At 57.3% G+C, this 23,423-nt stretch carries 22 protein-coding genes; 14 read left to right on the top strand and 8 right to left on the bottom strand.

What is annotated here, in order from left to right; genetic code table 11:
• Nucleotides 1–20: 20 nt before the first annotated feature.
• Together ACA373_RS03200 and ACA373_RS03205 are read right to left on the bottom strand one after the other, a co-directional pair.
• Complete coding sequence (locus ACA373_RS03200) at nt 21–320, bottom strand: DUF1161 domain-containing protein (protein WP_253454338.1); 300 nt, start codon at nt 318–320, stop codon at nt 21–23.
• A gap of 51 nt (nt 321–371) precedes the next feature.
• On the bottom strand, nt 372–719 hold the full coding sequence (locus tag ACA373_RS03205; RefSeq protein ID WP_253460987.1) for a DUF1283 family protein: 348 nt from the start codon (nt 717–719) through the stop codon (nt 372–374).
• Nucleotides 720–854: 135 nt separating this feature from the next.
• On the opposite strand from ACA373_RS03205, the gene ACA373_RS03210 reads away from it, so the two are divergent.
• A complete protein-coding gene (locus ACA373_RS03210; protein WP_370734443.1) occupies nt 855–1,181 on the top strand; it encodes a YnfA family protein in 327 nt (108 codons plus the stop codon).
• 49 nt (nt 1,182–1,230) lie between these two features.
• Here the strand turns inward: ACA373_RS03210 and ydfG are convergent, their stop codons facing one another.
• Nucleotides 1,231–1,977 carry a bifunctional NADP-dependent 3-hydroxy acid dehydrogenase/3-hydroxypropionate dehydrogenase YdfG gene (gene ydfG, locus ACA373_RS03215; RefSeq protein ID WP_369894793.1) on the bottom strand — a complete coding sequence of 249 codons (747 nt, stop codon included), beginning with the start codon at nt 1,975–1,977 and terminating at the stop codon, nt 1,231–1,233.
• Nucleotides 1,978–2,352: 375 nt separating this feature from the next.
• Here ydfG and guaD point away from each other — a divergent pair, with 375 nt between their 5' ends.
• The 4 genes from guaD to xdhC are packed head-to-tail and all read left to right on the top strand — an operon-like array spanning nt 2,353 to nt 8,227.
• Nucleotides 2,353–3,678, top strand: coding sequence for a guanine deaminase (gene guaD / locus ACA373_RS03220; protein ID WP_370733999.1), 1,326 nt, complete (start codon nt 2,353–2,355; stop codon nt 3,676–3,678).
• Nucleotides 3,675–5,120, top strand: a complete 1,446-nt coding sequence (xdhA, locus tag ACA373_RS03225; protein ID WP_370734000.1) for a xanthine dehydrogenase small subunit — start codon at nt 3,675–3,677, stop codon at nt 5,118–5,120. Before guaD ends, xdhA begins: the two co-directional genes overlap by 4 nt.
• Nucleotides 5,110–7,470, top strand: coding sequence for a xanthine dehydrogenase molybdopterin binding subunit (xdhB, locus tag ACA373_RS03230; protein ID WP_253454333.1), 2,361 nt, complete (start codon nt 5,110–5,112; stop codon nt 7,468–7,470). The genes xdhA and xdhB overlap by 11 nt, the downstream gene beginning before the upstream one ends.
• Entirely contained in the window at nt 7,460–8,227 is a 768-nt protein-coding gene (gene xdhC / locus ACA373_RS03235) for a xanthine dehydrogenase accessory protein XdhC (protein ID WP_125290082.1), read from the top strand. The genes xdhB and xdhC overlap by 11 nt, the downstream gene beginning before the upstream one ends.
• A gap of 69 nt (nt 8,228–8,296) precedes the next feature.
• Here xdhC and ACA373_RS03240 read toward each other — a convergent pair whose 3' ends face one another.
• Nucleotides 8,297–8,800: a phenolic acid decarboxylase gene (locus ACA373_RS03240; RefSeq protein WP_125290081.1), complete on the bottom strand. Its 504-nt coding sequence runs from the start codon at nt 8,798–8,800 to the stop codon at nt 8,297–8,299.
• 95 nt (nt 8,801–8,895) lie between these two features.
• Between ACA373_RS03240 and ACA373_RS03245 the strand changes: the two genes are divergently transcribed.
• Nucleotides 8,896–9,759, top strand: coding sequence for a LysR family transcriptional regulator (locus ACA373_RS03245; protein WP_370734001.1), 864 nt, complete (start codon nt 8,896–8,898; stop codon nt 9,757–9,759).
• A gap of 45 nt (nt 9,760–9,804) precedes the next feature.
• Nucleotides 9,805–11,853 carry a peptidyl-dipeptidase Dcp gene (gene dcp, locus ACA373_RS03250; protein ID WP_253454332.1) on the top strand — a complete coding sequence of 683 codons (2,049 nt, stop codon included), beginning with the start codon at nt 9,805–9,807 and terminating at the stop codon, nt 11,851–11,853.
• A 44-nt stretch (nt 11,854–11,897) separates the two neighbouring features.
• Here the strand turns inward: dcp and hpxO are convergent, their stop codons facing one another.
• The gene (hpxO, locus tag ACA373_RS03255) at nt 11,898–13,055 is read right to left on the bottom strand and encodes an FAD-dependent urate hydroxylase HpxO (RefSeq protein WP_253454331.1); all 1,158 of its coding nucleotides are present in this window, start codon (nt 13,053–13,055) and stop codon (nt 11,898–11,900) included.
• 291 nt (nt 13,056–13,346) lie between these two features.
• On the opposite strand from hpxO, the gene ACA373_RS03260 reads away from it, so the two are divergent.
• The 4 genes from ACA373_RS03260 to ACA373_RS03275 all read left to right on the top strand — a co-directional run bounded on the left by ACA373_RS03260 (nt 13,347) and on the right by ACA373_RS03275 (nt 16,437).
• Complete coding sequence (locus ACA373_RS03260) at nt 13,347–13,982, top strand: aspartate/glutamate racemase family protein (RefSeq protein WP_301250941.1); 636 nt, start codon at nt 13,347–13,349, stop codon at nt 13,980–13,982.
• Nucleotides 13,983–14,062: 80 nt separating this feature from the next.
• Entirely contained in the window at nt 14,063–14,509 is a 447-nt protein-coding gene (locus ACA373_RS03265; RefSeq protein ID WP_125290076.1) for a DUF441 domain-containing protein, read from the top strand.
• Between the two features lie 60 nt (nt 14,510–14,569).
• Entirely contained in the window at nt 14,570–14,983 is a 414-nt protein-coding gene (locus ACA373_RS03270; protein ID WP_301729604.1) for a hypothetical protein, read from the top strand.
• 161 nt (nt 14,984–15,144) lie between these two features.
• Nucleotides 15,145–16,437 (top strand): glycoside hydrolase family 10 protein, encoded by a 1,293-nt coding sequence (locus ACA373_RS03275; RefSeq protein WP_370734002.1) that lies wholly within the window; start codon nt 15,145–15,147, stop codon nt 16,435–16,437.
• Between the two features lie 47 nt (nt 16,438–16,484).
• Here ACA373_RS03275 and ACA373_RS03280 read toward each other — a convergent pair whose 3' ends face one another.
• Complete coding sequence (locus ACA373_RS03280) at nt 16,485–17,759, bottom strand: Glu/Leu/Phe/Val dehydrogenase (RefSeq protein WP_253454327.1); 1,275 nt, start codon at nt 17,757–17,759, stop codon at nt 16,485–16,487.
• A 489-nt stretch (nt 17,760–18,248) separates the two neighbouring features.
• Between ACA373_RS03280 and eptB the strand changes: the two genes are divergently transcribed.
• Together eptB and fabV are read left to right on the top strand one after the other, a co-directional pair.
• Nucleotides 18,249–19,904 (top strand): kdo(2)-lipid A phosphoethanolamine 7''-transferase, encoded by a 1,656-nt coding sequence (gene eptB, locus ACA373_RS03285; RefSeq protein WP_253454326.1) that lies wholly within the window; start codon nt 18,249–18,251, stop codon nt 19,902–19,904.
• 363 nt (nt 19,905–20,267) lie between these two features.
• A complete protein-coding gene (gene fabV / locus ACA373_RS03290) occupies nt 20,268–21,464 on the top strand; it encodes an enoyl-ACP reductase FabV (protein ID WP_253454325.1) in 1,197 nt (398 codons plus the stop codon).
• Nucleotides 21,465–21,512: 48 nt separating this feature from the next.
• On the opposite strand, the gene ACA373_RS03295 is transcribed toward fabV, so the two are convergent.
• Both ACA373_RS03295 and ACA373_RS03300 read right to left on the bottom strand, forming a co-directional pair.
• Nucleotides 21,513–22,169, bottom strand: a complete 657-nt coding sequence (locus ACA373_RS03295) for a PAS domain-containing protein (RefSeq protein WP_369894786.1) — start codon at nt 22,167–22,169, stop codon at nt 21,513–21,515.
• 5 nt (nt 22,170–22,174) lie between these two features.
• Nucleotides 22,175–22,858: a helix-turn-helix transcriptional regulator gene (locus ACA373_RS03300; RefSeq protein ID WP_301250935.1), complete on the bottom strand. Its 684-nt coding sequence runs from the start codon at nt 22,856–22,858 to the stop codon at nt 22,175–22,177.
• Between the two features lie 229 nt (nt 22,859–23,087).
• On the opposite strand from ACA373_RS03300, the gene ACA373_RS03305 reads away from it, so the two are divergent.
• Nucleotides 23,088–23,339, top strand: a complete 252-nt coding sequence (locus tag ACA373_RS03305; protein ID WP_301250934.1) for a helix-turn-helix transcriptional regulator — start codon at nt 23,088–23,090, stop codon at nt 23,337–23,339.
• The last annotated feature ends 84 nt before the right edge of the window (nt 23,340–23,423 follow it).

Consider the following 23,423-nt stretch of genomic DNA (forward strand, 5'->3'; position numbering starts at 1 on the left):
GCGCAGGCGGCCCTTATCCATCAGGAAGAGGGGGCATCCTGAGAGGTCCCGGCGCTGGCCGGTACGGCTGCGTCGCTATCGCCGTTGCGTTCACGCTTGTAGACTATTTTTTGCGAATCGTTTTCACAATGGCCTACCACCTGACCGCCAGCCTGATCGGCCTGGTCGCTGGGCACCACGTCCAGCGTAAAGCCGGAAGCAGGCACGCCGTTATTGATAATTTTCTGATTAATGTCCGCTTTAACCGTCTCGCAGGAAGCCTGTACAGCCAGCGGAGCGGCGACCATCAACGCCGGTAACAGCCATTTTATCGCTTTCATCGTCCTTTCCTTTTGCCTGAAAATTACGCTAACTATAGCAGCTATCCGCTATCAGGGCGCGACGGGACGTCCGCTGCGGCGATCCAGGCAGCGCAATGTGCTCGGCTCCCAGTAGGCATTAACGTTCAGGCTCTGCTCACAGGCGTCGCGAGTATCAATGGCGCGGTCAGCCTTATCAAAATTCTTTTCCACGCGCTGATTCACTTTGCTGCGCAGACGATGGGTTTCATCCCACTGCTCTTTCTCCTGGCGGGCTTGCTCTTTAGTCAGCGAACTGTCGCCGTCCTGAATGATCAGCCTGTCCGTTCTTGCTTCGGCGGTCTGCTGAAAAGAGGCCAGCGCGCCAAACAGAACCAGCGGCAGCGCAGCCCTGACCAGCGTAGATTGCCAGAAAGTCATCTTTTTCATCATCAATTCCTTATTCCTGTTTTACAGCCGCGCGGCTGCATCGAACGCCGCGAATAGTATATCATCTGCGCGCGCGGGCTAACCAGCCGACTTGCGCATCCGTTTAGCCTGTAGTGAGGAAACATGCTGCTGAAAACCGTCCTGCTTTTTTTTCTGACCGCGCTGGCCGAGATCGTCGGCTGTTTTCTGCCCTGGCTGTGGCTACGCAAGGGTGGCTCCGCCTGGCTGTTGCTGCCCGCGGCGGCCAGCCTGGGGCTGTTTGTCTGGCTGCTGACGCTGCATCCGGCGGCGAGCGGGCGCGTCTATGCGGCCTACGGCGGCGTATATGTGGCGACGGCGCTGCTGTGGCTGCGTTTTGTGGATGACGTAAAGCTAAGTCATTACGACTGGGCGGGCGCGGCAATCGCCCTGGGCGGGATGCTGATTATCGTGGCCGGTTGGGGAAGAGGGTAGCAAATCAGAACAGGCCCGGCAGAAGGTAGCCGCCGGGCCAGATAGCGCATTACGCCTTATGGACTTTCAGCCCGGCCAGGGTTTGCGCGACCGGCATCATTTCCAGCGTGTTGATATTGACATGCTTCGGCAGCGTGGCAACCCACCAGACTGCTTCGGTCACGTCTTCGGCAGTCAGCGGCTCGGTGCCGTCGTAGACGCTATCGGCCTTAGCGTCATCGCCTTTAAAGCGCACGTTCGAAAACTCCGTGCCGCCCACCAGTCCCGGCTCGATATCGGTCACGCGCAGGGCGGTGCCGTGCAGATCGGTGCGCAGATTCAGGCTGAACTGCCGCACGAAGGCTTTAGTCGCGCCATAAACGTTGCCGCCCGCGTAAGGCCAGCTGCCGGCAATCGATCCCAGATTGATAATATGGCCCACGTTGCGCTCAACCATCGCCGGCAGCACGGCGCGGGTCATATAGACCAGCCCTTTATTATTGGTGTCGATCATCGCTTCCCAATCGTCCAGGCTCGCTTTATGCGCGGGTTCGATGCCTAACGCCAGCCCGGCATTATTGACCAGCACGTCGATATTGCGCCATTCGGCGGGAAGCTGCTCCAGCGCCTCTTCAATGGCCGCACGGTTGCGGACGTCAAGCTGTAGCGTATAAAGGTTGTCGCCCAGCTCCTGTTTCAACGTTTGCAGACGCTCCTGACGACGGCCGGTGGCGATTACCTTGTGTCCTTCACGGATAAAGCGTCGGGTAATGCTTTCGCCGAATCCGGCAGTGGCACCCGTAACAAATACGATCATCTCACTGTTCCTCAACGCATTTTGGATTCTCAACACGATAACACTTCAGATCGATTCTGATAAGAAGGATTGGTTATGGTTGATAATACAGGCTGCACGATCGAGGTGCGTTCTGCGTAAAAACGCCAGAAAACGGTGCAATGGCACAGGGAAAAACTGCTCGCTGCGCAAGAAAAAAAGCAGGCAATCGTTTGCTGATTGCTGCAATCGGTTGCGCATACGATTGCCTCGATTCATTCAGGGTTTCTTAATGCATCCATATTTAAGTAACTGATAAATAGCATATAAATTCCGATTATTAATGTGGCACAGCAATTGCAACTCTGAACGCAGGCCGTTCACTGATTGCCGAAGACTTGTTCAGAAGGAAGCGCTATGCCATCCATCACCGCCATTCGCGGCAGTTTTTTTGATATCACCGCACCGGTCAGCCAGCCTGAAGAACTGCCGGCCCACGCCCGCTACATTGAAGACGGCCTGCTGCTGCTGTGCGAAGGCGAAATTCTTTCGCTTCAGACGTGGGAAGCGGGGCAGCATCAGCTCGCCGCCGGGCAGCCGATAACCGACTACCGAGGCAAGCTTATTGTGCCGGGTTTTGTCGACAGCCATATTCACTATCCGCAAACGGAGATGATCGGCGCTTTCGGCGAGCAGCTGCTGGAGTGGCTGCAACAGTACACTTTCCCGGTAGAGAGCCAGTATCACTGTCCGCAGCACGCGGCAAAGATGTCGGCCTTTTTTCTGCACCAGCTGCTGAGTAACGGCACCACCACGGCGCTGGTTTTCGGCACCGTGCATCCGGAATCGGTGGATGCGCTGTTCAGCGCGGCCGAAGGGTTGGGAATGCGTCTGATCGCCGGGAAAGTCATGATGGATCGCCATGCGCCGGACTACCTGACCGAGACGCCCGAACAGAGCTACCGGCAAACCCGCGAGCTGATTGAGCGCTGGCATAATCGCGGGCGCCTGAGCTATGCGCTGACGCCGCGCTTTGCGCCAACCTCTTCGCCAGCGCTGCTGGAAAAGGTCAGGCAGCTGAAGGAAGCCTATCCGGATATCTGGCTGCACACCCACCTGAGCGAAAACCCGCAGGAAGTTGCCTGGGTCAACGCGCTTTTCCCCGAGCGCGACGGCTATCTGGACGTGTATCACCATTATCAGCTGACGGGCCGCCGCAGCGTCTTCGCGCACTGCATCCATCTGGAGGATAGCGAGTGGGACTGCCTGCATCAGACTGATTCGGCAGTCGCCTTCTGTCCTACTTCTAACCTGTTTCTCGGCAGCGGCCTGTTTAAGCTACAAACCTGCTGGCAAAAAAACGTCAGGCTGGGCATCGGTACGGATGTCGGCGCGGGCACCACTTTTAATATGCTGCAAACGCTGGGCGAAGCCTACAAGGTCGGGCAGCTACAGCAGTATAAAATGGCCGCCTGTGAGGCGTTCTACCACGCCACGCTCGGCGGCGCGCAGGCGCTGGATCTGCATCATAAGATCGGTAACTTCCAGCCCGGCAAAGAGGCGGACTTCGTGGTGCTCGATCCGGCCGTCTCGGCGCTGCAAAAGCTGCGCTGCGTCAACAGCCGCGATATCTGGGAGAAACTTTTTGTGCTGATGACGCTGGGCGACGATCGCAATATCGCCTGTACCTGGGTCAACGGCAAACTGGTCTGGCAGCCGCAGAGCGAGGAGAAAGCCGCATGATCCAGTTTTTACTGAACCAGACGCTGGTCACCGAGCAAAGTCTCGATCCTGAAACCACCGTACTGAACTATTTACGCCAGAACCAGCGCCGCTGCGGCACCAAAGAGGGCTGCGCTTCGGGCGACTGCGGTGCCTGTACGGTCACGTTGGGGCGCGTCGAGGCGGGCAAAATGGTGTATGAAACCGTCAACAGCTGCATCACCTTTGTCAGCAGCCTTCAGGGCAAACAGCTGATCGCCGTTGAGGATCTCCGCCAGGGCGACGAGCTGCACGAGGTGCAAAAAGCGCTGGCGACGTGCCACGCCTCGCAGTGCGGCTTTTGCACGCCGGGTTTTGCGATGTCGCTGTTTACGCTGCAAAAAAACAGTGAAGGCTGGCGGCGGCAAGAGGCGGAGCAGGCGCTGGCGGGCAACCTGTGCCGCTGCACCGGCTATCGGCCGATTATTGATGCGGCGCGTCAGGTCTGCGAACGGCCGCAGCCGGACAGCTTTGCGCAGCGCGAGGCGCAGACGGTGGCAAAACTGATGGCGATCCACAACGGCGAAGAGCAGGAGCTGGCGTTCAACGGCAACCGCTGCCTGCTGCCGAAAAGCCTCGATCGCCTGGCGGAACTGCTGCTGGCGCATCCGGAGGCGAAGCTGCTGGCGGGCGGCACGGATTTAGCGCTCCAGGTGACGCAAAGCTATAAACCGCTGCCTTTGGTTATCGCCCTGGATCAGATAGCAGCGCTGAAAGCCTGTCGGGAAGAGGAGCAGGCGATTGTGCTGGGGGCGGGCGCTTCCCTTCAAGCCTGCGCCACGCTGTTGCGGCCCCATATTCCTGCCTTCGCGCAGGTGCTGGAGCGCTTCGCTTCGTTGCAGATCCGCAATCGCGGCACGCTGGGTGGCAATATCGCCAACGGCTCGCCCATCGGCGATACCCCGCCGATGCTGCTGGCGCTCAACGCAACGCTGACGCTTCAGCGCGGCTCGCAAATCCGCACGCTGCCGCTGGATGAATTTTTCGTGGACTATCGCAAAACTGCGCTACAGCCCGGCGAATTTATCCTGTCAATCAGGGTGCCAAAAGTGACGGCGTCACAACATTTCCGCGCGTGGAAGGTGTCCAAGCGGCTGGAAGATGATATTTCCGCCGTTTTCGGTGCATTTATGCTGGAGCGCGACGCCGACGGCCGGGTAACCGCCGCGCGTATCGCCTTCGGCGGCATGGCGGCAACGCCAAAACGTGCCGTCCATTGCGAAAGCGCGCTGGTGGGCAAACCGCTGACGCAGCAGTCGCTGGCGCTGGCCTGCCGCGCGCTGGAGCAGGACTTTACGCCGCTGAGCGACTTCCGCGCCAGCGCGGCCTACCGGTTACAGGTAGCGAAGAACCTGCTGCGTCGCTATCACGCTTCGCTTACGGAAGAGCTAACCCTGCTGGAGGTAACAGACTATGTCCAATAATCGTCCCTTAGTGGCGGCTGACGTTATCGCCCGGCAGTATCAGGCAGGCATTCAGAGCGGCGTCGGTAAAAGCAATAAGCACGAGAGCGCGGATAAGCACGTCTCCGGCGAGGCGATCTACATCGACGACAGGCTGGAGCTGCCGGGCATGCTGCATCTCTGTCCCCGCCTTAGCGAGCATGCGCACGCCCGCATCCTCAGCATAGATACCGATCCCTGCTACGCCATTCCCGGCGTGGTCAGCGTGCTGACCTGGCAAAGCGTGCCGGGCGAAGGGGATATCGGGCCGCTGGAGCCGGGCGATCCGCTGCTGGCAAAAGACGTCGTAGAGTATGCCGGACAGATCGTGCTGGCGGTAGCGGCGTCAAGCCCGCAGGCGGCCCGCCGGGCGGCGGAAGCGGCCATTATTGAGTACGAGCCGCTGACGCCGGTGCTGGACGTCAAAGAGGCGCTGGCGAAAGCGCATTTTGTGCAGCAGCCGCATGTGCACCAGCGGGGCGACGCGGAAGCCGCGCTCGCTCGCGCCAGCCATCGGCTTCAGGGCGAGTTCCACATCGGCGGCCAGGAGCATTTTTACCTGGAAACGCAGATTGCGCTGGTGGTGCCGGGCGAAGACCAGTCGCTCCAGGTTTTTTCCTCCACGCAAAATCCGACGGAAGTGCAGAAGCTGGTAGCGTCGGTGATGGGGATCACCATGAACAAGGTGACGATAGATATGCGGCGGATGGGCGGCGGCTTTGGCGGTAAAGAGACGCAGGCCGCCGGCGTCGCCTGCCTGTGCGCGGTAGCGGCGCGGCAGACGGGCAGACCGGTGAAAATGCGGCTGGCGCGACGTGACGATATGCACATAACCGGCAAGCGGCATCCCTTCTACGTGCGCTATGACGTAGGGGTGGATAACGATGGGCGCTTCTGCGGCGTAAAAATCGATCTGGCCGGCAACTGCGGCTATTCGCTGGATCTCTCTGGTTCGATCGTCGATCGCGCCATGTTTCATGCCGACAACGCCTACTATCTTGGCGACGCGCTGATCACCGGCTATCGCTGCCGTACCAATACGGCGTCCAACACGGCCTATCGCGGCTTTGGCGGCCCGCAGGGCATGGTGGCGATTGAGCAGATCATGGATCATATCGCCCGCGAGCTGAACCTCGATCCGCTTGAGGTACGCAAACGCAATTATTACGGCAAAGAAACGCGTAACGTCACGCACTACCACCAGCAGGTGGAAGGCAATTTGCTGGAGGAGATGACCGCGCAGCTGGAGGCCAGCGCGGACTATGCGGCCCGCCGCCGCGAAATCACCGCCTTTAATCACGGCAGCGCTTATCTGAAACGTGGCCTGGCGCTGACGCCGGTGAAGTTCGGCATCTCTTTTACCTCCAGCTTCCTTAATCAGGCGGGCGCGCTGATCCTGATCTACACCGACGGCACCGTACAGCTTAACCACGGCGGCACGGAAATGGGCCAGGGCCTTAATACCAAAGTTGCGCAGATCGTGGCGGAAGTGCTGCAAATCGACGTCGATCGCATCCAGATCACCGCAACGGATACCGGCAAAGTGCCTAATACCTCGCCGACGGCCGCCTCAAGCGGCACCGATCTTAACGGTAAGGCCGCCCAGAACGCGGCGCAGATCCTGCGCGACCGATTAACGGCTATGCTGTGCAGCCTGCATAACTGTAGCGCTGAGCAGGTCAGCTTCAGCAACGGCATCGTCAGGGCAGGCGAAAAACATTTCACCTTTGCGGACGTGGCGCAGCTGGCCTGGCTGAACCAGGTGCCGCTTGCCGCGACCGGCTACTACAAAGTGCCCGGCATTCATTACGATCGTGAAGCAGGGCGCGGCACGCCTTTTTACTACTACGCCTTTGGCGCGGCCTGCGTGGAGGTCATTGTCGATACGCTGACCGGCGAATATCGGCTGCTGCGGGCGGATATTCTGCATGACGTCGGCGCCTCGCTGAACCCGGCGATCGATATTGGCCAGGTTGAGGGCGGCTTCGTGCAGGGCGTGGGCTGGCTGACCAGCGAGGAGCTGGTGTGGAACGAGCAGGGCCGCCTGATGACCGACGGCCCCGCCAGCTACAAAATTCCGGCGATTGGCGACGTGCCTGCGGATCTGCGGGTTACGCTGGTGGAAAACCGTAAAAACCCCAAAGATACGGTGTTTCATTCCAAAGCGGTGGGCGAGCCGCCGTTTATGCTGGGGATTGCCGCCTGGTGCGCGCTCCAGGATGCCGTAGCCAGCGTTGGCGACTACCGTCAGCACCCGCTGCTGGATGCGCCCGCCACGCCGGAAAGGGTCTTCTGGGGGGCAGAAAAAATGAGGGAACATAATGCGACCTGACGACTGGATTAAAATACTGGCCTCGCTACACGAAAAGCGTGAGCCCTGCGTACTGCTGACGGTGCTGGAGGAAAAAGGCTCGGTGCCGCGCGACAGCGGCAGCAAAATGATTGTCACCGCCGGGCAATCTTTTCTGACCATCGGCGGCGGCCATCTGGAATATCAGTGCATCGCCCTTGCCAGAGAGATGCTGACGACGCGCAGCAGCGAACCGCGTAGCGAGCATTTCAACCTGGGCGCCCGGCTTGGACAGTGCTGCGGCGGCATGACCTCCGTGCTGTTTGAGCCGTTGATCCAGCCGCAGCCGCAGATAGCGGTGTTTGGCGCAGGCCACGTAGGCCGGGCGCTGGTCACCATTCTGGCGACGCTGCCCTGTCATGTCTGTTGGGTAGACGAGCGTAAAGAGCAGTTCGTTCAGGTGCCGGAAGGGGTGACGATCTGCTGCCCGGAAGATCCGCGCGACGCGGTGAAACAGATGCCGCCGGAAAGCTATTACGTGGTGATGACCCACCATCATCCCACCGATCTGGCGCTCTGCGAGGCGATCCTGACGCGCGGCGACTATCGTTACTTCGGGGTGATTGGCTCGGCGACCAAACGTCAGCGGTTTGATTATCGGCTGGAGGGCAAGGGCTTCAGTCGCCAGCAGCTGGATACCCTGCGCTGCCCGATTGGCCTGCCTGACGTGAAAGGCAAGCTGCCCGCCGAGATTGCGGTAGCGGTAGCGGGTGAGATTATTGCCTGCTATGGGCAATAAAACGGCCAGCATGGCTGGCCGGGAAAAGGAGAAGCGCGTCAGGTCACGCGATAATATCTGATTGACTGATTATTTGAGGTTATCAGGAAAATTCGCAGGCAGCTCGCTGGCCGCACAGTCAATCACGCTGTCGTTATCGGGTCCGCAGTCGCGGATAAACGTGATCGTCGCGAACTCATCGATAATTTCCGTTGGATAAGCCGGGCCGGCTTCGCGATAGCGTTCCATTTCCGCAATATGCTCGTTCTGGAAACAAACGGTTTTTTGCGGGTCATTCATGACCCAGCGCGGGAAGAAGATGGTGCCGTGAAACAGGCGGTCGCCCAGGTTAGCTATCAGGCTGACGTCGGTGCCGGTCGGCTCCGTCCAGGAAATTTTATAGCTCTCCTCGCCGACACGCACGATATAAGCCCGCTGATCTTTCACCCAGCGGTTGCCGACCATGCCGCTGTGAATACGATAATCCAGCGTCTGCTCGTTCTTGACGTAAATTTCGTAATTCCAGCCGTTGTCGTAGGTATAAACCAGGTGTTTACCGATAAAGCCGCTCAGGTCATTTCGATCGAATTTCATCTTATCCTCCTGTGTTTTTTTGACACTTTATCGGTTTATTTTCTGAATTAATAACGCTAATTTTAAGTCAAATTCATCTGATAATTAAATCAATCATGCATAAAACGACGCTGGAACAGTGGGCGCTGCTGGAGAAAGTGGTGGAGTCGGGCAGCTTTGCGAAAGCAGCGGAGGCGACCTGCCGCAGCCAGTCTTCGGTCAGCTACAACCTCGCGCTGCTGCAGGAAAGGCTGGGCGTGGCGCTGCTGCGGCCTGAAGGGCGGCGGACCGTACTGACGGCGGCGGGCGAGCAGCTGCTGGCGCGGGTCAGACCCTTGCTGAAAGCGTTCTGGTATGTGGAAGCCCATGCCGCTCTGTTGACCACGGGCGTGCGGACGCGCCTGGATTTAGTGGTGGATGCCATTTTCCCGCGCGGGCGCCTGTTTACCATTCTGCGGCAGTTTCAGCAGCAGCATCCGCATACGCAGGTAAACCTTACCGAAGTGCTGGAAAGCAATGCGGCAGAAAGGCCGGAAGCGGACGTGATGGTGCTGACGCGTCGTCAGGATCTGACCGGTCGGGGAGAATGGCTGATGAATATTGATTTTGTCGCGGTGGCGCATCGCGATCATCCGTTGCACCAGCAGGCGGCACCGCTGAGCGGCGAGGATCTGGCGGTTTACCCGCTTATCCGCATCGCGGAGCGGGAATCCGACGGCCAGGACGACAGCCTCGATGCGGCCGAATGCTGGACTTTCTCCACCATTGATGCCGCGGCGGAGGCCGTGATCGCGCAGGTCGGCTACGGCTGGCTGCCGGAAGAGCGTATCGCCTCGCAGCTGGCTGCCGGCACGCTGAAAATTCTTCCCATGACGCACGGCGGCAGACGTGCTACACCCTTACATCTGATTGTTAAAGATTTATCATCGGACGATCGGCAAATCCAGACGCTGACCAGGCTGTTCAGCATGCCTGCCTGATGCCGCCCGTTTCGCCTATTCGGAGAGTCGATAAGGAGTCATGCCATGCCCACTAATCCGTTCAGCCAGCCCAGCCCGCTGCCGTTTCAGGCGCCGCCTTTCGATCGCATTACCGAAGCCGACTATCGTCCGGCGCTGGAAGAGGGAATGCGGCAAAAACGGGAAGAGGTAGAGCGCATCGCCAACAGCGCCGAGCCGCCGACCTTCGCCAATACTTATCAGGCGCTGGAGCAGTGCGGACTGATGCTCCGGCGCGTGGAGAGCGTGTTTAACGCCATGACGTCAGCCAACACCAGCGATCTGCTCCAGCAGCTTGACGAGGAGATGTCGCCACGGCTGACGGCGCTGGAGGATGATATCCGGCTAAACAGCCAGCTGTTTGCACGTCTCGACAGCGTTTACCAGCAGCGCCAGAGCCTGGGGCTGGACGACGAATCGCTGCGCCTGGTGGAAGTAACCTGGCAGGCGTTTCAGCTCGCCGGGGCCAGCCTCAGTGACGACACAAAAGCGCAGCTGAAGGTGCTGAATCAGCAGGCGGCCACGCTGACCACGCAGTTCACCAATAAGCTGCTGGCGGCGACCAAAGCGGGCGGGCTTGCCGTCAACGATGCGGCAGCGCTGGCAGGGTTAAGCGAGGCCGAACTGAGCGCGGCCGCCGCAGCGGCGCAGGAGAAAGGCCTGCAGCCGCAGTGGCTGCTGGTGCTGCAAAACACCACGCAGCAGCCGGCTCTGCAAAGCCTCAGCAACCGCGACACGCGGGAGGCGCTGTTTTCGGCTGCCTGGCAACGGGCTGAAAAGGGCGACGGCAACGATACCCGCGCGCCGATCGCTAATCTGGCCAGCATCCGCGCGCGTCAGGCGCAGCTGTTGGGGTTTGCCAGCTATGCCGACTGGAAGCTTCAGGATCAGACGGCCTCAACTCCCCAGGCCGCACTCGATTTTATGCGTGCCATCGTGCCTGCCGCCACCGCGCGTGCTAACCGCGAGGCGGCGGATATTCAGGCGGTGATTGACCAGCAGCAGGGCGGTTTCCGCCTTCAGCCCTGGGACTGGCTGTTCTACGCCGAACAGGTGCGCAAGGCGAATTACGATCTGGATGAAAACCAGATCAAACCTTACCTTGAGCTGAATAACGTACTGGAAAACGGCGTATTTTGGGCAGCCACCCAACTTTATGGCATTACCTTTAAGGCGCGCAGCGATATCCCGGTTTACCATCCCGACGTGCGCGTCTATGAAATTCTGGACGTCGATGGCGAACCGATGGCGCTGTTCTATACCGACTATTTCAAGCGCGACAACAAGGGTGGTGGCGCGTGGATGGGTAATTTTGTTGAACAGTCCACGCTGCTCGGCACTAAGCCCGTTATTTATAACGTCTGCAACTATCCCAAACCGCCTGAAGGGCAGCCCGCGCTGCTCGCCTGGGACGACGTGATTACGCTGTTCCACGAGTTCGGCCACACGCTGCACGGTCTGTTCGCCGAACAGCGTTATCCCTCGCTTTCCGGCACCGCCACGCCCAGGGATTTCGTTGAGTTCCCCTCTCAGCTTAACGAACACTGGGCCAGCGATCCGCAGGTATTCAGCCATTTCGCCCGCCACTATCAAACCGGCGAGCCGATGCCCACGGCGCTGCATAAGAAAATCATCAACGCCAGCAAGTTCAATAAAGGCTACGACATGACCGAGCTGCTGGCCGCGGCGCTGCTGGATATGCACTGGCACAGCCTGGCCGCTGACCAGCAGGAGCAGGACGTCGCCACTTTTGAACAGCAGGCGCTGGAAGCCGAGCAAATCGCGCTCGCCGCCGTGCCGCCACGCTATCGCTCCAGCTATTTTCAGCATATCTGGGGCGGCGGCTATGCGGCAGGCTACTACGCCTATCTGTGGACGCAGATGCTGGCCGACGACGGTTTTGTCTGGTTCAGCGAGCACGGCGGCCTGACGCGGGAAAACGGCCAGCGGTTCCGCGACGCCGTTCTGTCGCGCGGCAACAGCGGGGATCTGAAAGCGCTGTATGCACAGTGGCGCGGCAGAGAACCGGAAATCGAAGCCATGCTGATTAACCGGGGATTAAAAGAAGAAGGCTGACGGCGTCTTCAGCGCGACGGCAGCCACCGTCGCGCTGGCGTGAGTCAGGCGAAAGGCCCGCCCTGAATGGTGTCGCACATGCCCTGAAGAATGCGCTCGCCGGTTTCGCTTTGCAGTTCCCGATACCACTGCTCCGTGACGGCCATATCCTTGCCGTGCGTAACGTCGCAGCGTTTGCGGGCTTTCAATACCAGATCCTTCACGCGTCCGGCGCGCCGGGCCTGATAGCGCAGCAGCGCGTCTTCAATACCCATCGAATGCGTTTGCAGGCAGTTTGCCAGCACTACCGCATCCTCCATTGCCGCGCAGCCGCCCTGACCAATATCGGGCGTGGTGCTGTGCGCCGCATCGCCCAGCAATGCCACGCGGCCTTTTACCAGCTGAGGAAACGGTTCGATATCATGGATTTCCACACGGTTGGTGGTGGCCGGATCGATCTGCGCAATCAGCTTCTGCACCGGCGCGGCCCAGCCTTGAAAATAGCGCTGCAAATCGGCGCGCAGCGTGCTGCGATCTTCCGCCAGCCCCGGCGGCAGCGGCACGTCAAAGAAAAAGTAAAAGCGGTTGTTCGCCACCGGCATCAGCGAAACGCGCTTGCCTTCGCCGACAAAGGTCGTCCACTGCCGGGCTGGCGCGATGCTTTCGTCCAGCGCCACCAGCCCGTTCCAGTTAACATAGCCCGCGTAGCGCCGCGGCACGGTTTGTCCCAGCACGTAAGGACGGACGGCGGAGTGCGCGCCGTCGCAGGCAATCAGCAAATCGCCCTGCGCCTCGCTGCCGTCGGTAAAAAAGGCCGTCACGCCCCGATCGTGCTGTTCCACGCTCGCCACGCGTTTGCCGAACCGTACCCGGTCAAAGCCATAGTGTCCCAGCAGCATGGACTGTAATTCCGCGCGCGCGACCGGGTAAGGGCGCTCGCCGGACTCGGCAATCAGCGGCGCCAGGCTGAACTGCGTCAGAGGATTGCCCGTCCGCGCATCATGATAGGCCATGGTCTGCATCATGCCGCCCAGCGCCCGCAGCTGCTCTTTCATGCCCAGATAATTCAGGCACTTCACGCCGTTGGGCCAGATGGAGATGGCCGCGCCGACGGGCTTAATTTCTTTTACCGCTTCAAATACTGCGGTTTCGATACCAAAACGCTGCAGCGCAATGGCGGTGCACATGCCGCCGATCCCCGCGCCCATAATCAATGCTTTCATCTGTTTCTCCTTCAGGCTTCCCTGGAGGCTTTGCAACTTTTGTACCAGTTGCGCCGTCCGGTTCGCGCGGGGTGAAACAATCTGAACTATACAGGCGTTATGGCGACGGAATGCGTCCAGTCCGCGCGCCGGGTGAAACGATCGTTTCGTTAAATTCCTGCTTCAGGCTGGCGCATTGCACCAGCATGGTGATCCATCAGTGAAACAAAAGTGACGGAAAGGGCCGAAGTGTTGGCAAAGCGCTAAAGAATTTGCCACAGTGGCAAAAGACCTTTTTCAGGAGAAAGCAAGATGGCAACCATAGCCTGTCTGCATGCGGCAAGAAGCAACATAGTGCTGTTTGAAGAGGCGCTGCAAGCGTTGGATTATGATGAGGTTCAGCTGCTGCACTGCGTGCAAAGCGAGCTGTTAACTCAGGCGGCAGAAGCGGGCGAAGTGACTCCCGACATTGAGGCGGCCGTCAGCCATATCCTCGACGAGCTGTGCCAGCAGGCCGATGCGGTGATCGTCACCTGTACCACGCTGGGCGTGGTGGCACTGGATCCTAAACGTTTCAGCAAGCCTGTTATTCGCGTGGACGCGGCGCTGGCGAAGGCGGCCTCGCACTATCACGGCGCGGTGCTGGTGCTCTGCACCGCCCATTCTACGCTTGCGGCCACCACGCGGCTGTTCGAGGCGTTTATTCCCGGCAGCCGTCTGGCCGTAGAACTGATCCCGCGCGCCTGGGCCTTTTTCAACCAGGGGGATATGGATGGCTACCATCGTGAGATCGCGCACTATATTCGCGATCGCCACGAGTGTGCGCTGGGCTGTATCGTGCTGGCGCAAAGTTCGATGGCGGGCGCGGCAAAGCAGATCAATACCACGCTGGCGGTGCTGACCGGCCCGGAAACCAGCCTGCAGGCCGCGCTCGAAGCTATTCTTTAATTTTTAAGGCGTTAAAAAGAGCTAGAGCGCAGCGGCAAAGCGTTTTAAGGTGTAGCCCCACGCTTTGACAGGAAACCACTATGTTCGATTTAACGCTGTTTATTCTGCTGTTTCTGGCGGGGCTCAGCTACTTCAGCCACAACCTGACCGTCGCTATCGCTTTGCTGGTGCTGATCGTGGTGCGCATGACGCCGCTGAACGCGCTGTTCCCGTGGATTGAAAAGCAGGGCGTCACCGTCGGGATTGTGATCCTGACCATTGGCGTCATGGCGCCCATTGCCAGCGGCGCGCTGCCGACCAGCACGCTGATGCACTCCTTTCTGAACTGGAAATCCCTGCTGGCGATCGCGGTAGGCATTTTCGTCTCCTGGGTAGGCGGGCGCGGCGTCAGCCTGATGGGATCGCAGCCTACTATCGTCGGCGGCCTGCTGATCGGCACGATTATCGGCGTGTCGCTGTTTCGCGGCGTGCCGGTCGGGCCGCTGATCGCCGCCGGGCTGGTGTCGCTGTTTATCGGTAAAATGTAGCCGTCCGCAGAAAGCGTTCTCTGCTATGATGACGCTCTTTTTTTTCGCCAGGAGAAACCGGTGAGCAAGCAGGACAAGCGCAGCAAGCGCGCCAAACTCAAAGCCAAACAGGCCAACAACGCCCGCGCGCGTGGCAAACAGCTGGATGCGGTCGGCCGCAGCAGCTACGTCGCCACACCCGAAATGATCGAGCTGTTCGCCAGCCTGCCGCCGCTGGACGAGCAGGGCGATATGCCTTTTGTCGGCGACGTTTACCGCTGGTGTGACGAGGAATATGGCTTTGACGGCGATAGTGCGGAAAACGAGATGTTGCAGGTTGCCGCGCTTTGCGTGCTCTATATCCACTGGCGCACCAGCGAAGGCGCGACCTCGCTGAACCAGAACGAGATGATTGAAGCGGCTATCCGCCTGAGCGAAGAAAACGAAGCCTTTAAAACGCATTATCAGGCGGCGCGCACGCTTATAGTAAAATAGCGCTAACGGGCGTTCCGGATGAGGAAACCCGCATAACTGTCCGCGCTTTCCAATGCATTTCCGCCCGGTCGATATCAGCGGCAACGCCGACGCAAAGACGGAAACCATTGCTTTAGCGCTGGTGGAGAAATATCTGACGCCATAACCAGGGAGCAGGCAAGATGTTAATAAAAAGGGGTTCAGGCTGGCTTGGGGCGATGCTGGTGCTGCTTATGGCAGGCTGTAGCCATAAGTCTGAGGTCAAATCGCTGGTCACGCCTTATGTGCCGCCCACGCCCGTAATAAAGCCTCAGCCTGTGCGCGGCGTCTGGCTGGCAACGGTGAACCACCTCGACTGGCCGCCGCCTGCTTCTCTAACGCTTGCCGATCCCGAACTGCGCATCGCGCGACAGCAGCAGGCGCTCGTTCAGCGGCTGGATAAGTATGTGGCGTTGGGCATCAATACGGTCTTTTTCCAGGTGAAGCCTGACAGCACCGCGCTTTATCGCTCCGCGATTTTGCCCTGGTCTGCCGAGCTGACCGGGGCAATCGGCCAGCATCCCGGTTACGATCCGCTGCAGTTTTTGCTCACCGAGGCGCATAAAAGAGGCCTCAAGGTACACGCGTGGCTTAATCCTTACCGGATCACGATGAACACTTCGCCAGCCACGGTCAGTGCGCTGCAAAAAACGCTGCGTCAGTCACCGGCCAGCGTTTTCGTGCTGCATCGCGACTGGGTGCGCGTCGCCAGCGATCGCTACGTGCTGGATCCGGGACTGCCGCAGGTTCGCCAGTGGATCAACAGCGTGGTCGCCGAGCTGGTAAAAAACTATGCGATCGATGGCGTGCAGTTCGATGACTATTTCTATTATGAAACGCCCTCGTCGCCGCTGGATGACAGCCGCAGCTGGCAGCAATACGGCGCAGGCTTTGCTGATAAGGCCAGCTGGCGGCGCAACAATACGCTGCTGCTGGTTAAAGAGGTGGCGGCGACGATCAAGTCCCTGAAGCCGGAGGTGGCGTTCGGCATCAGTCCGGCAGGCGTCTGGCGCAATGCGGACAAAGACGAGCGCGGTTCCGATACGCGCGGCGGCGAGGCTTACGATCAGGCCTTTGCCGATACCCGACTGTGGGTTAAAGAAGGGCTGCTGGATTATATTGCGCCCCAGCTTTACTGGCCGTTCGAGCGGAAAATCGTGCGTTATCCCACGCTGGCGAAATGGTGGGCTGACGTGGTCGGCAGCGGCCCCGTCAAACTCTATATCGGCGTGGCGCTGTATAAAGTGGGCAAGCCTACGGCTACCGAGCCGCAGTGGGGCGAAGAGCAGGGCGTGGCCGAGCTGAAAAGGCAGATTGAGCTCAACGAGACGCAGCCCGGCGTGGCCGGAACCATTCTGTTTCGCGACGCTTTTCTTGACGAGCCGCAAACGCAGCAGGCGGTGAACTACCTGCGCAGCCGCTGGGGTAAGCAGTAAAAAGAAACGCCGCCCATAAGAGGCGGCGTTCTGTTTTTGCAGGCTGCCTAGCCCGGATAAATGCCGCGATCTTTCCTTGCCATCAAAATACGCTCACAGGCAACGATATAGGCAGCGGTACGCAGGCTGCACTCTTTTTCCCGCGCTTTGTCCCAGATATGGATCATCGCTTCGGACATAATTTTGTCCATTCGCTCATTGATCTCGCTCTCGCTCCAGAAGAAGCTGGCCATATCCTGCACCCACTCGAAGTAGCTGACCGTTACGCCGCCCGCGTTACAGATAACGTCCGGCACTACGGTAATGCCGCGCGACGCCAGCATATCGTCTGCGTCCGGGTAGGTTGGGCCGTTAGCGCCTTCCAGGATCAGCTTGCAGCTCAGTTTTTCCGCGCGCTCACGGGTGATTTGTCCTTCCAGCGCCGCCGGGATCAGAATATCCATCGGCAGCTGCCAGAACGCTTCCGCGTCAATCGTCTGCGCGCCGCTGAACCCGGCGATATTTTTATGCGTCGCCTGCCAGTCGGTCAGCGCGGTCAGATCGATGCCTTCGGCATTGTAAAGCGTGGCGGAGTGATCCTGAACGGCCACCACCCGCGCGCCAGCGGCGACAAACAGTCGAGCCGCTTCGCTGCCGACGTTGCCGAAGCCCTGAACGGCAAGGCGCGCGCCGTCCGTTTCGATATTCAGGCGACGGGCGACTTCACGACCGGTAACAAATACGCCCCGACCGGTGGCTTTTTCACGGCCCAGCGATCCGCCGAGATGCACCGGCTTGCCGGTCACCACGCCGGTAATGGTGGTGCCCTGATTCATGGAATAGGTATCCATCATCCAGGCCATCACTTTGGCATTGGTGCCCACGTCCGGCGCCGGAATATCCTTTTGCGGGCCGATCACCAGGCCGATTTCGCTGGTGTAGCGACGGGTCAGTCGCTCCAGTTCGCCTTCGGAAAGCTTAAAGGGATCGACGCGGATGCCGCCTTTGGCACCGCCGTAAGGCAGGTTCACCGCGGCGCACTTGATGGTCATCCAGGCGGAAAGCGCCATGACCTCATTTAAGTCGACGTTGGGATGATAGCGAACGCCGCCCTTGCCCGGCCCGCGCGACAGATTGTGCTGCACGCGAAAGCCTTCAAAGTGACGAATGGAGCCATCGTCCATCTGAAGAGGAATATCCACGATCAGCGCGCGTTTAGGATGGCGTAGCGTATCGACCCAGCGACTCAGCTCGCCCAGGTAGGGCGCGACGCGATCGATCTGCTGCAGGTAGGTGGACCAGGCGGTGTTGGGGCTTTCTGACGCGTAAGATAGCTTATCCATAACAATGCTTTCCTGACAGTTATAAATGCTACGAAATGATGAGGGAGCCAGTGCTTCTGACCTGAACGCGGCATAATCTAACATTAATGAGTTGTTTTTAATTCATTAAATTAATGTTAATAAGAGCGCGGAAAGGTGGATCGGCTGAGGGCAGGCGAATAATTAATTACCGCATTGACCCGTAGCCAGCCTTTGTATCAGGCTTTGGGAATAATTATGCATATCCACTGCATGTAGTTCGGTACGCCTTTATTTATCAGAACTTTGAGCCGGTTCAAACTTTGCCGAAAGCCTGCCAGGCGCGCGCGCTGCACGAAAAGGTTAACGTCTGCCACATCTTTTGTTACATTATAACACTCACTTTTTCAGTACCAACGGTAAACTCACCTGCGTTTACCTTGTCTTACGCCGTATCGTTAGAATAATAACGTTTTCAATACCAAAGCCGCTTTGGTCATGCCATTCACTGCCATAACAATGACGGGACAGATGAAAAGATTGCTTTTTTTGACGCAGTATCGGGTCTGCTGCTTTATCGCCTTTTACACGGGCATTTTATTAAACCTGCCGATTTTTCTCCGCCGCTTTCATCAGCTTCACTACGACGCCCTGCTGTCGATCGCCATTGAGGTGGTCGCGGCTTTTGCGCTGGTGCTGTTTACCACGCTGCTGGCCTCGCTGGCCGGCCGGCTGCTGTTCCGTGTTCTGACTTCGCTGCTGGTGGTGTTTTCCGTGGCCGCCAGCTATTACATGATCTTTTTCAACGTCGATATCGGCTACGGCATTATCGCGGCGGTGATGACCACCGACAGTTTCGATCTGTCCAGGGAGTCGGTCGGCTGGGATTTTGGCGTCTGGCTGGGCCTGGTGAGCCTGCTGCCGCTGCTGATCCTGTGGCTCGCGCCGCTGCCGGAAGCGGCCCTGCGGCGGCGTAACGGTGGCGCTATCGCCCGGCGCATCGGCGTCATGCTGGCCGCAGGCCTCTGCTGCTGGCTGCCGCTGAAGGTGATGGGCGAGCACCAGGATAATCTGGATCGCCAGCATAACCGCATGATGGCCAGCTACGGCGGCGTGGTCGCCGGCACCTATTCGCCATCAAACTGGCTGTCGGGCATGGGGCTGCTGGCCTACAGCAGCTGGAGCCAGGCAGAAGACAGTCGTAAACTGTTCGATCCCGCCGCGCACTTTACCTATAAGCCGCCAAAAGATGCGGACAGCCTCTATATCGTGTTTGTGATTGGCGAAAGCGCGCGGCGCGATCATATGGGGGTTTACGGTTACCAGCGCGACAATACGCCTTACCTGGATAAAGAGCCTAATCTGGCTGCGCTCCAGGGTTACTCCTGCGACACCTCAACCAAACTCTCGCTGCGCTGCATGTTTGTGCGCGAGGGCGGCGCGTCGGAAGCGCCAGAGCGCACATTGAAAGAGATGAACGTGTTTTCCGTGCTGAAAAAGCAGGGCTTCTCCTCCGAGCTGTTTGCCATGCAGAGCGAGGCCTGGTTTTATAACAAAGCGCTGGCGGACGACTATGCGCTGCGGGAAACCATTCAGTCCGAAAAGCGCAACGTCGGCAAGCCTATCGACGATATGGCGCTGGTCAGCGAGCTGAAGGATTCTGTCGAGCGTCATCCGCAGGGCAAACACCTGGTTATTCTGCATACCAAAGGGTCGCACTATCTCTATACCGAGCGTTATCCGCGTAGCTTTGCGCGCTATCAGCCGGAATGCCTGGGCATTGACGACGACTGCACCACGCAGCAGATGGTTAACTCTTACGATAACAGCCTGCTTTATACCGATTACGTGCTGGAGCAGGTCTTTAACCAACTGCGCGATCGTAACGCTATTGTGTTTTATGCTTCCGATCACGGCGAGTCGATTTCGCAAAATATGCATTTCCACGGCACGCCGCGCAATCAGGCACCGATGGCGCAGCGCAGCGTGCCGATCATGGTCTGGGCATCCGACAAATTTTTACAGCACCCCGATCACGCGGCGGCCTTTAATCAGCTGAAAAAAATGGCGCAGGATAAAACGCCGGTATTCCACGAAAAGCTGTACGACAGCCTGTTAGGCTGCGCGGGCTTTACCTCGCCGGACGGCGGTATTAATCAGTTGCGTAACTGGTGTCACGTGCCCTGAGTCAGACTGTTAACAGGCAGACTCAGGACTGCCGTAAGATTGATGACAAACGCAATGGCCTGGCGGTGCACTGCCGTTTTTGGCAGCAATACCACCGCTTCATTACGGCAAAGGGCGAGCGGAAAGCAAACGCGCATGGACGCGCGCAACGAGCCGCCACGGATGGGTTCACGGCGTTTTCGGATTCCGCTGCCGCTTTTCACCCGCTCAGGCGCGAGCGGTTGTATAAAGACTGAATAAATAATATGCAAAGCGCTCGTGTTAAAAGCGTCTGTAGACGATAAGCTACTGTCAACTTTGCCTGAAACGCCACAAGCAGGTATTCTACGGGCCATATTTACTGAGACGGTTATTGAGGTCGACATGATTATTAAACCACGCATTCGTGGCTTCATCTGTGTTACCGCCCATCCGGCGGGTTGCAAAGCTAACGTTGAAAAACAAATTGATTACGTGACCCGCCAGGGCAAAATTGCCAACGGCCCTAAAAAGGTGCTGGTGATTGGCGCTTCTACGGGTTACGGCCTTGCTGCCCGCATCTCTGCCGCCTTTGGCTGCGAAGCCGATACGCTGGGCGTGTTCTTCGAGCGTCCGGGCGAAGAAAACAAACCGGCTACCGCTGGCTGGTATAACTCTGCGGCTTTTGAAGAGCTGGCGGAAGCGAAGGGCCTGTATGCAAAAAGCATCAACGGCGACGCTTACTCAGACGAAGTAAAGCAAAAGACCATTGAGCTGATTAAACAGGATCTGGGTCAGGTCGATCTGGTGGTATACAGCCTGGCTGCGCCGCGTCGTACCCATCCAAAAACCGGCGAAGTCTTTAACTCTACGCTGAAACCGGTTGGCAAAACGCTGCACACGCGCGGCTTGAACACCGATAAAGAAACCATTACCGATATCACGCTGGAACCGGCTTCTCAGGAAGAGATCGACGGCACCGTAGCGGTGATGGGCGGCGAAGACTGGCAGATGTGGATTGACGATCTGAACGCGGCCGGCGTGCTGGCTGAAGGCGCGAAAACCACCGCCTTTACCTATCTTGGCGAGCAGATCACCCACGATATCTACTGGAACGGTTCTATCGGCGAAGCCAAGAAAGACCTGGACAAGCGCGTCCTGACTATTCGCGACACGCTGGCGGAAAAGGGCGGCGACGCGCGTGTTTCCGTACTGAAAGCCGTGGTTACCCAGGCCAGCTCTGCTATTCCGGTGATGCCGCTTTACCTGTCGCTGCTGTTTAAAGTGATGAAGGAAAAGGGCACTCACGAAGGCTGCATCGAGCAGGTTTACGGCCTGTTCAAAGACAGCCTGTATAACGCCTCACCAATTCTTGACGATGTTGGCCGCCTGCGTGCCGACTACAAAGAGCTGCAGCCAGAAGTGCAGGATGAAGTGGTGAAGCTGTGGCCGACCGTCACTAACGAAAACCTGAACGAGCTGACCGACTTCGTTGGCTACAAAACAGAGTTTATGCACCTGTTCGGCTTTGGCCTGGACGGCGTGGATTACGACGCCGACGTCAACCCGGATGTGAAAATCAAAAATCTGGTGCAGATGTAAGCGTAAAGGCGTCCTGCGGGACGCCTTTCTTTCACGCCTGCTAAATTTTTAGCCGAATTTGCCAGAAAAAGTGATATAGCCTTTTTTAAGAAAAAACGGCGGAATATAATTATCCCATCCTTTACGCTGGCAATATTGAATAAGCGCGACTCCGTGCATTACGTTAGCTTTTTCACAGCAGCGGGCTATTCTGTTTCTTAACGTAAGTTTGCTAACGTTGAGCATAGCTGACATGCGATCTCTTTTCATCCCACATAAAAGCAGCAGGATAACTTCCCACTCCCGATTGGTAAAAAGCGGGGAAGGTGCCGTAAAAGTAAGAGGTTTACGAGAGTGCTGACACAGAAATGTTGAAAAGTAGACGTTTGTGATTTCAATATAATTACAAATTATGCCAGGTGATCCGTCAGGCAATCGCCAGAGCCGCTTTTCAACCAAATAAGCCTGTTTTCTGTTATTTCCTTCTTGATTAAATATCCTTAAAACTATGCTCATAGCGCCTGTGGCTATAATTTTTTTGTCATCCTTTGTGATTCTGTCGTGAAAATCACAGAGGTCGGGGAACAGGTCTTTATCCGTACAGCCTTTTATTTTTTCGAAAGGCTGGCTGAAATAACGGCAGGCTTTCTGATTGGCATATACGTAACGAGAAGAGGCGTCTTTTATCACCCACCCGAACAGGGAGTAGCTAAAGTAATAGTCCATTTTTATTATCCAGAAATAATAATGTGTCCTTTTTTCAAAAAGAAGGCAGGAACGTAGTTATCTATATTTTTCTCCCTACAAAATTCAATTAGCATGGAGGATGAGCTCACTTCCGCTTTGCGATAGCAGCTTCTCAGGCGTCCACTGACGGCATGGATAGAAATTCCCAGCACATGCGCTACTTCTTTCAGGCTTAAGTTACACTGTAACAGATAAACCACTTCCCACTCTTTTTCCGTAAAGACAGCCGAAGGCGGCTGAAGAGTGACATGCTGACAGAGTTTGCCGTTAAGCAGCGATCCCGGCGTGATAATATTGACATGCCTGACGCTTATCACCGTGCCGACGCACTGGCGCTGTTCGTTAAATAACGGCTCCTGGATATTATAAGCGGGCTGTAAAATTTTCTCTTTGCCCTGAATATGCGTGGTAATAGCACGTACCGCTTTGCCGGTTTGCTCAATCTCTCTTTCCTGCTGTGCAAATATATCAGCAAACTCGGCTACGGGAACAGGGACATCACGTATATTTAACCCTTCATAATCGAAGCGGGTTGAAATAGTTTGCCATATCTTAAAGGCATTGTTTACGTAAACAAAGTTGGAATTAATGTCTTTGACGGCCCATCCAGTAATCGGATCGTTTTCAAACATATTAATAAGATTTTTCGGAAGCGACTGAATTTTCATAGCGGTAACCCTACATAAAAAGAACCCTACATGAGATAAACCTTACATCAAACAGACCTTTTTTCACCTGCTATAAATAACGTAAAACAGGCTGGGGTGCCAATACCAGAGACACGATTAACAATATCAATTGATAAAAATTAAAAGCCTGAGCCGTATATCATCCGGATTATGCTATCCACTTAGCTCTACGGAAAGTAATGCGGCCTGCCCATTATAAGGGGATCCGATGAACAAAAATGATATCCACCCGGCAGATATTATTGCCTTATTGAAAAAGAAGGGCACAAACCTATCCGCTGTATCACGAGAAGCGGGGCTGGCCGCCTCTACTTTGGCTAATGCCTTACGAAGACCCTGGCCCAAAGGAGAGCGCCTGATAGCAAAGGCTCTGGAAATGCCGCCGGAAGACATATGGCCCTCAAGATATAAAAGCAGAAACGGGTGCGACCAGCGGCAACAGCTAACCAGGAAACGCTGACAGCCTGAAAAGAGCCGATGGCGCGAAGCGCATTGTCCTGTTGTTGAAAACAGTCTGATGGGATGAATAAAGGCTAATAAAAAA

The organism is Erwinia sp. STN24, assembly GCF_041320675.1.
Lineage (GTDB): Bacteria > Pseudomonadota > Gammaproteobacteria > Enterobacterales > Enterobacteriaceae > Erwinia > Erwinia aeris.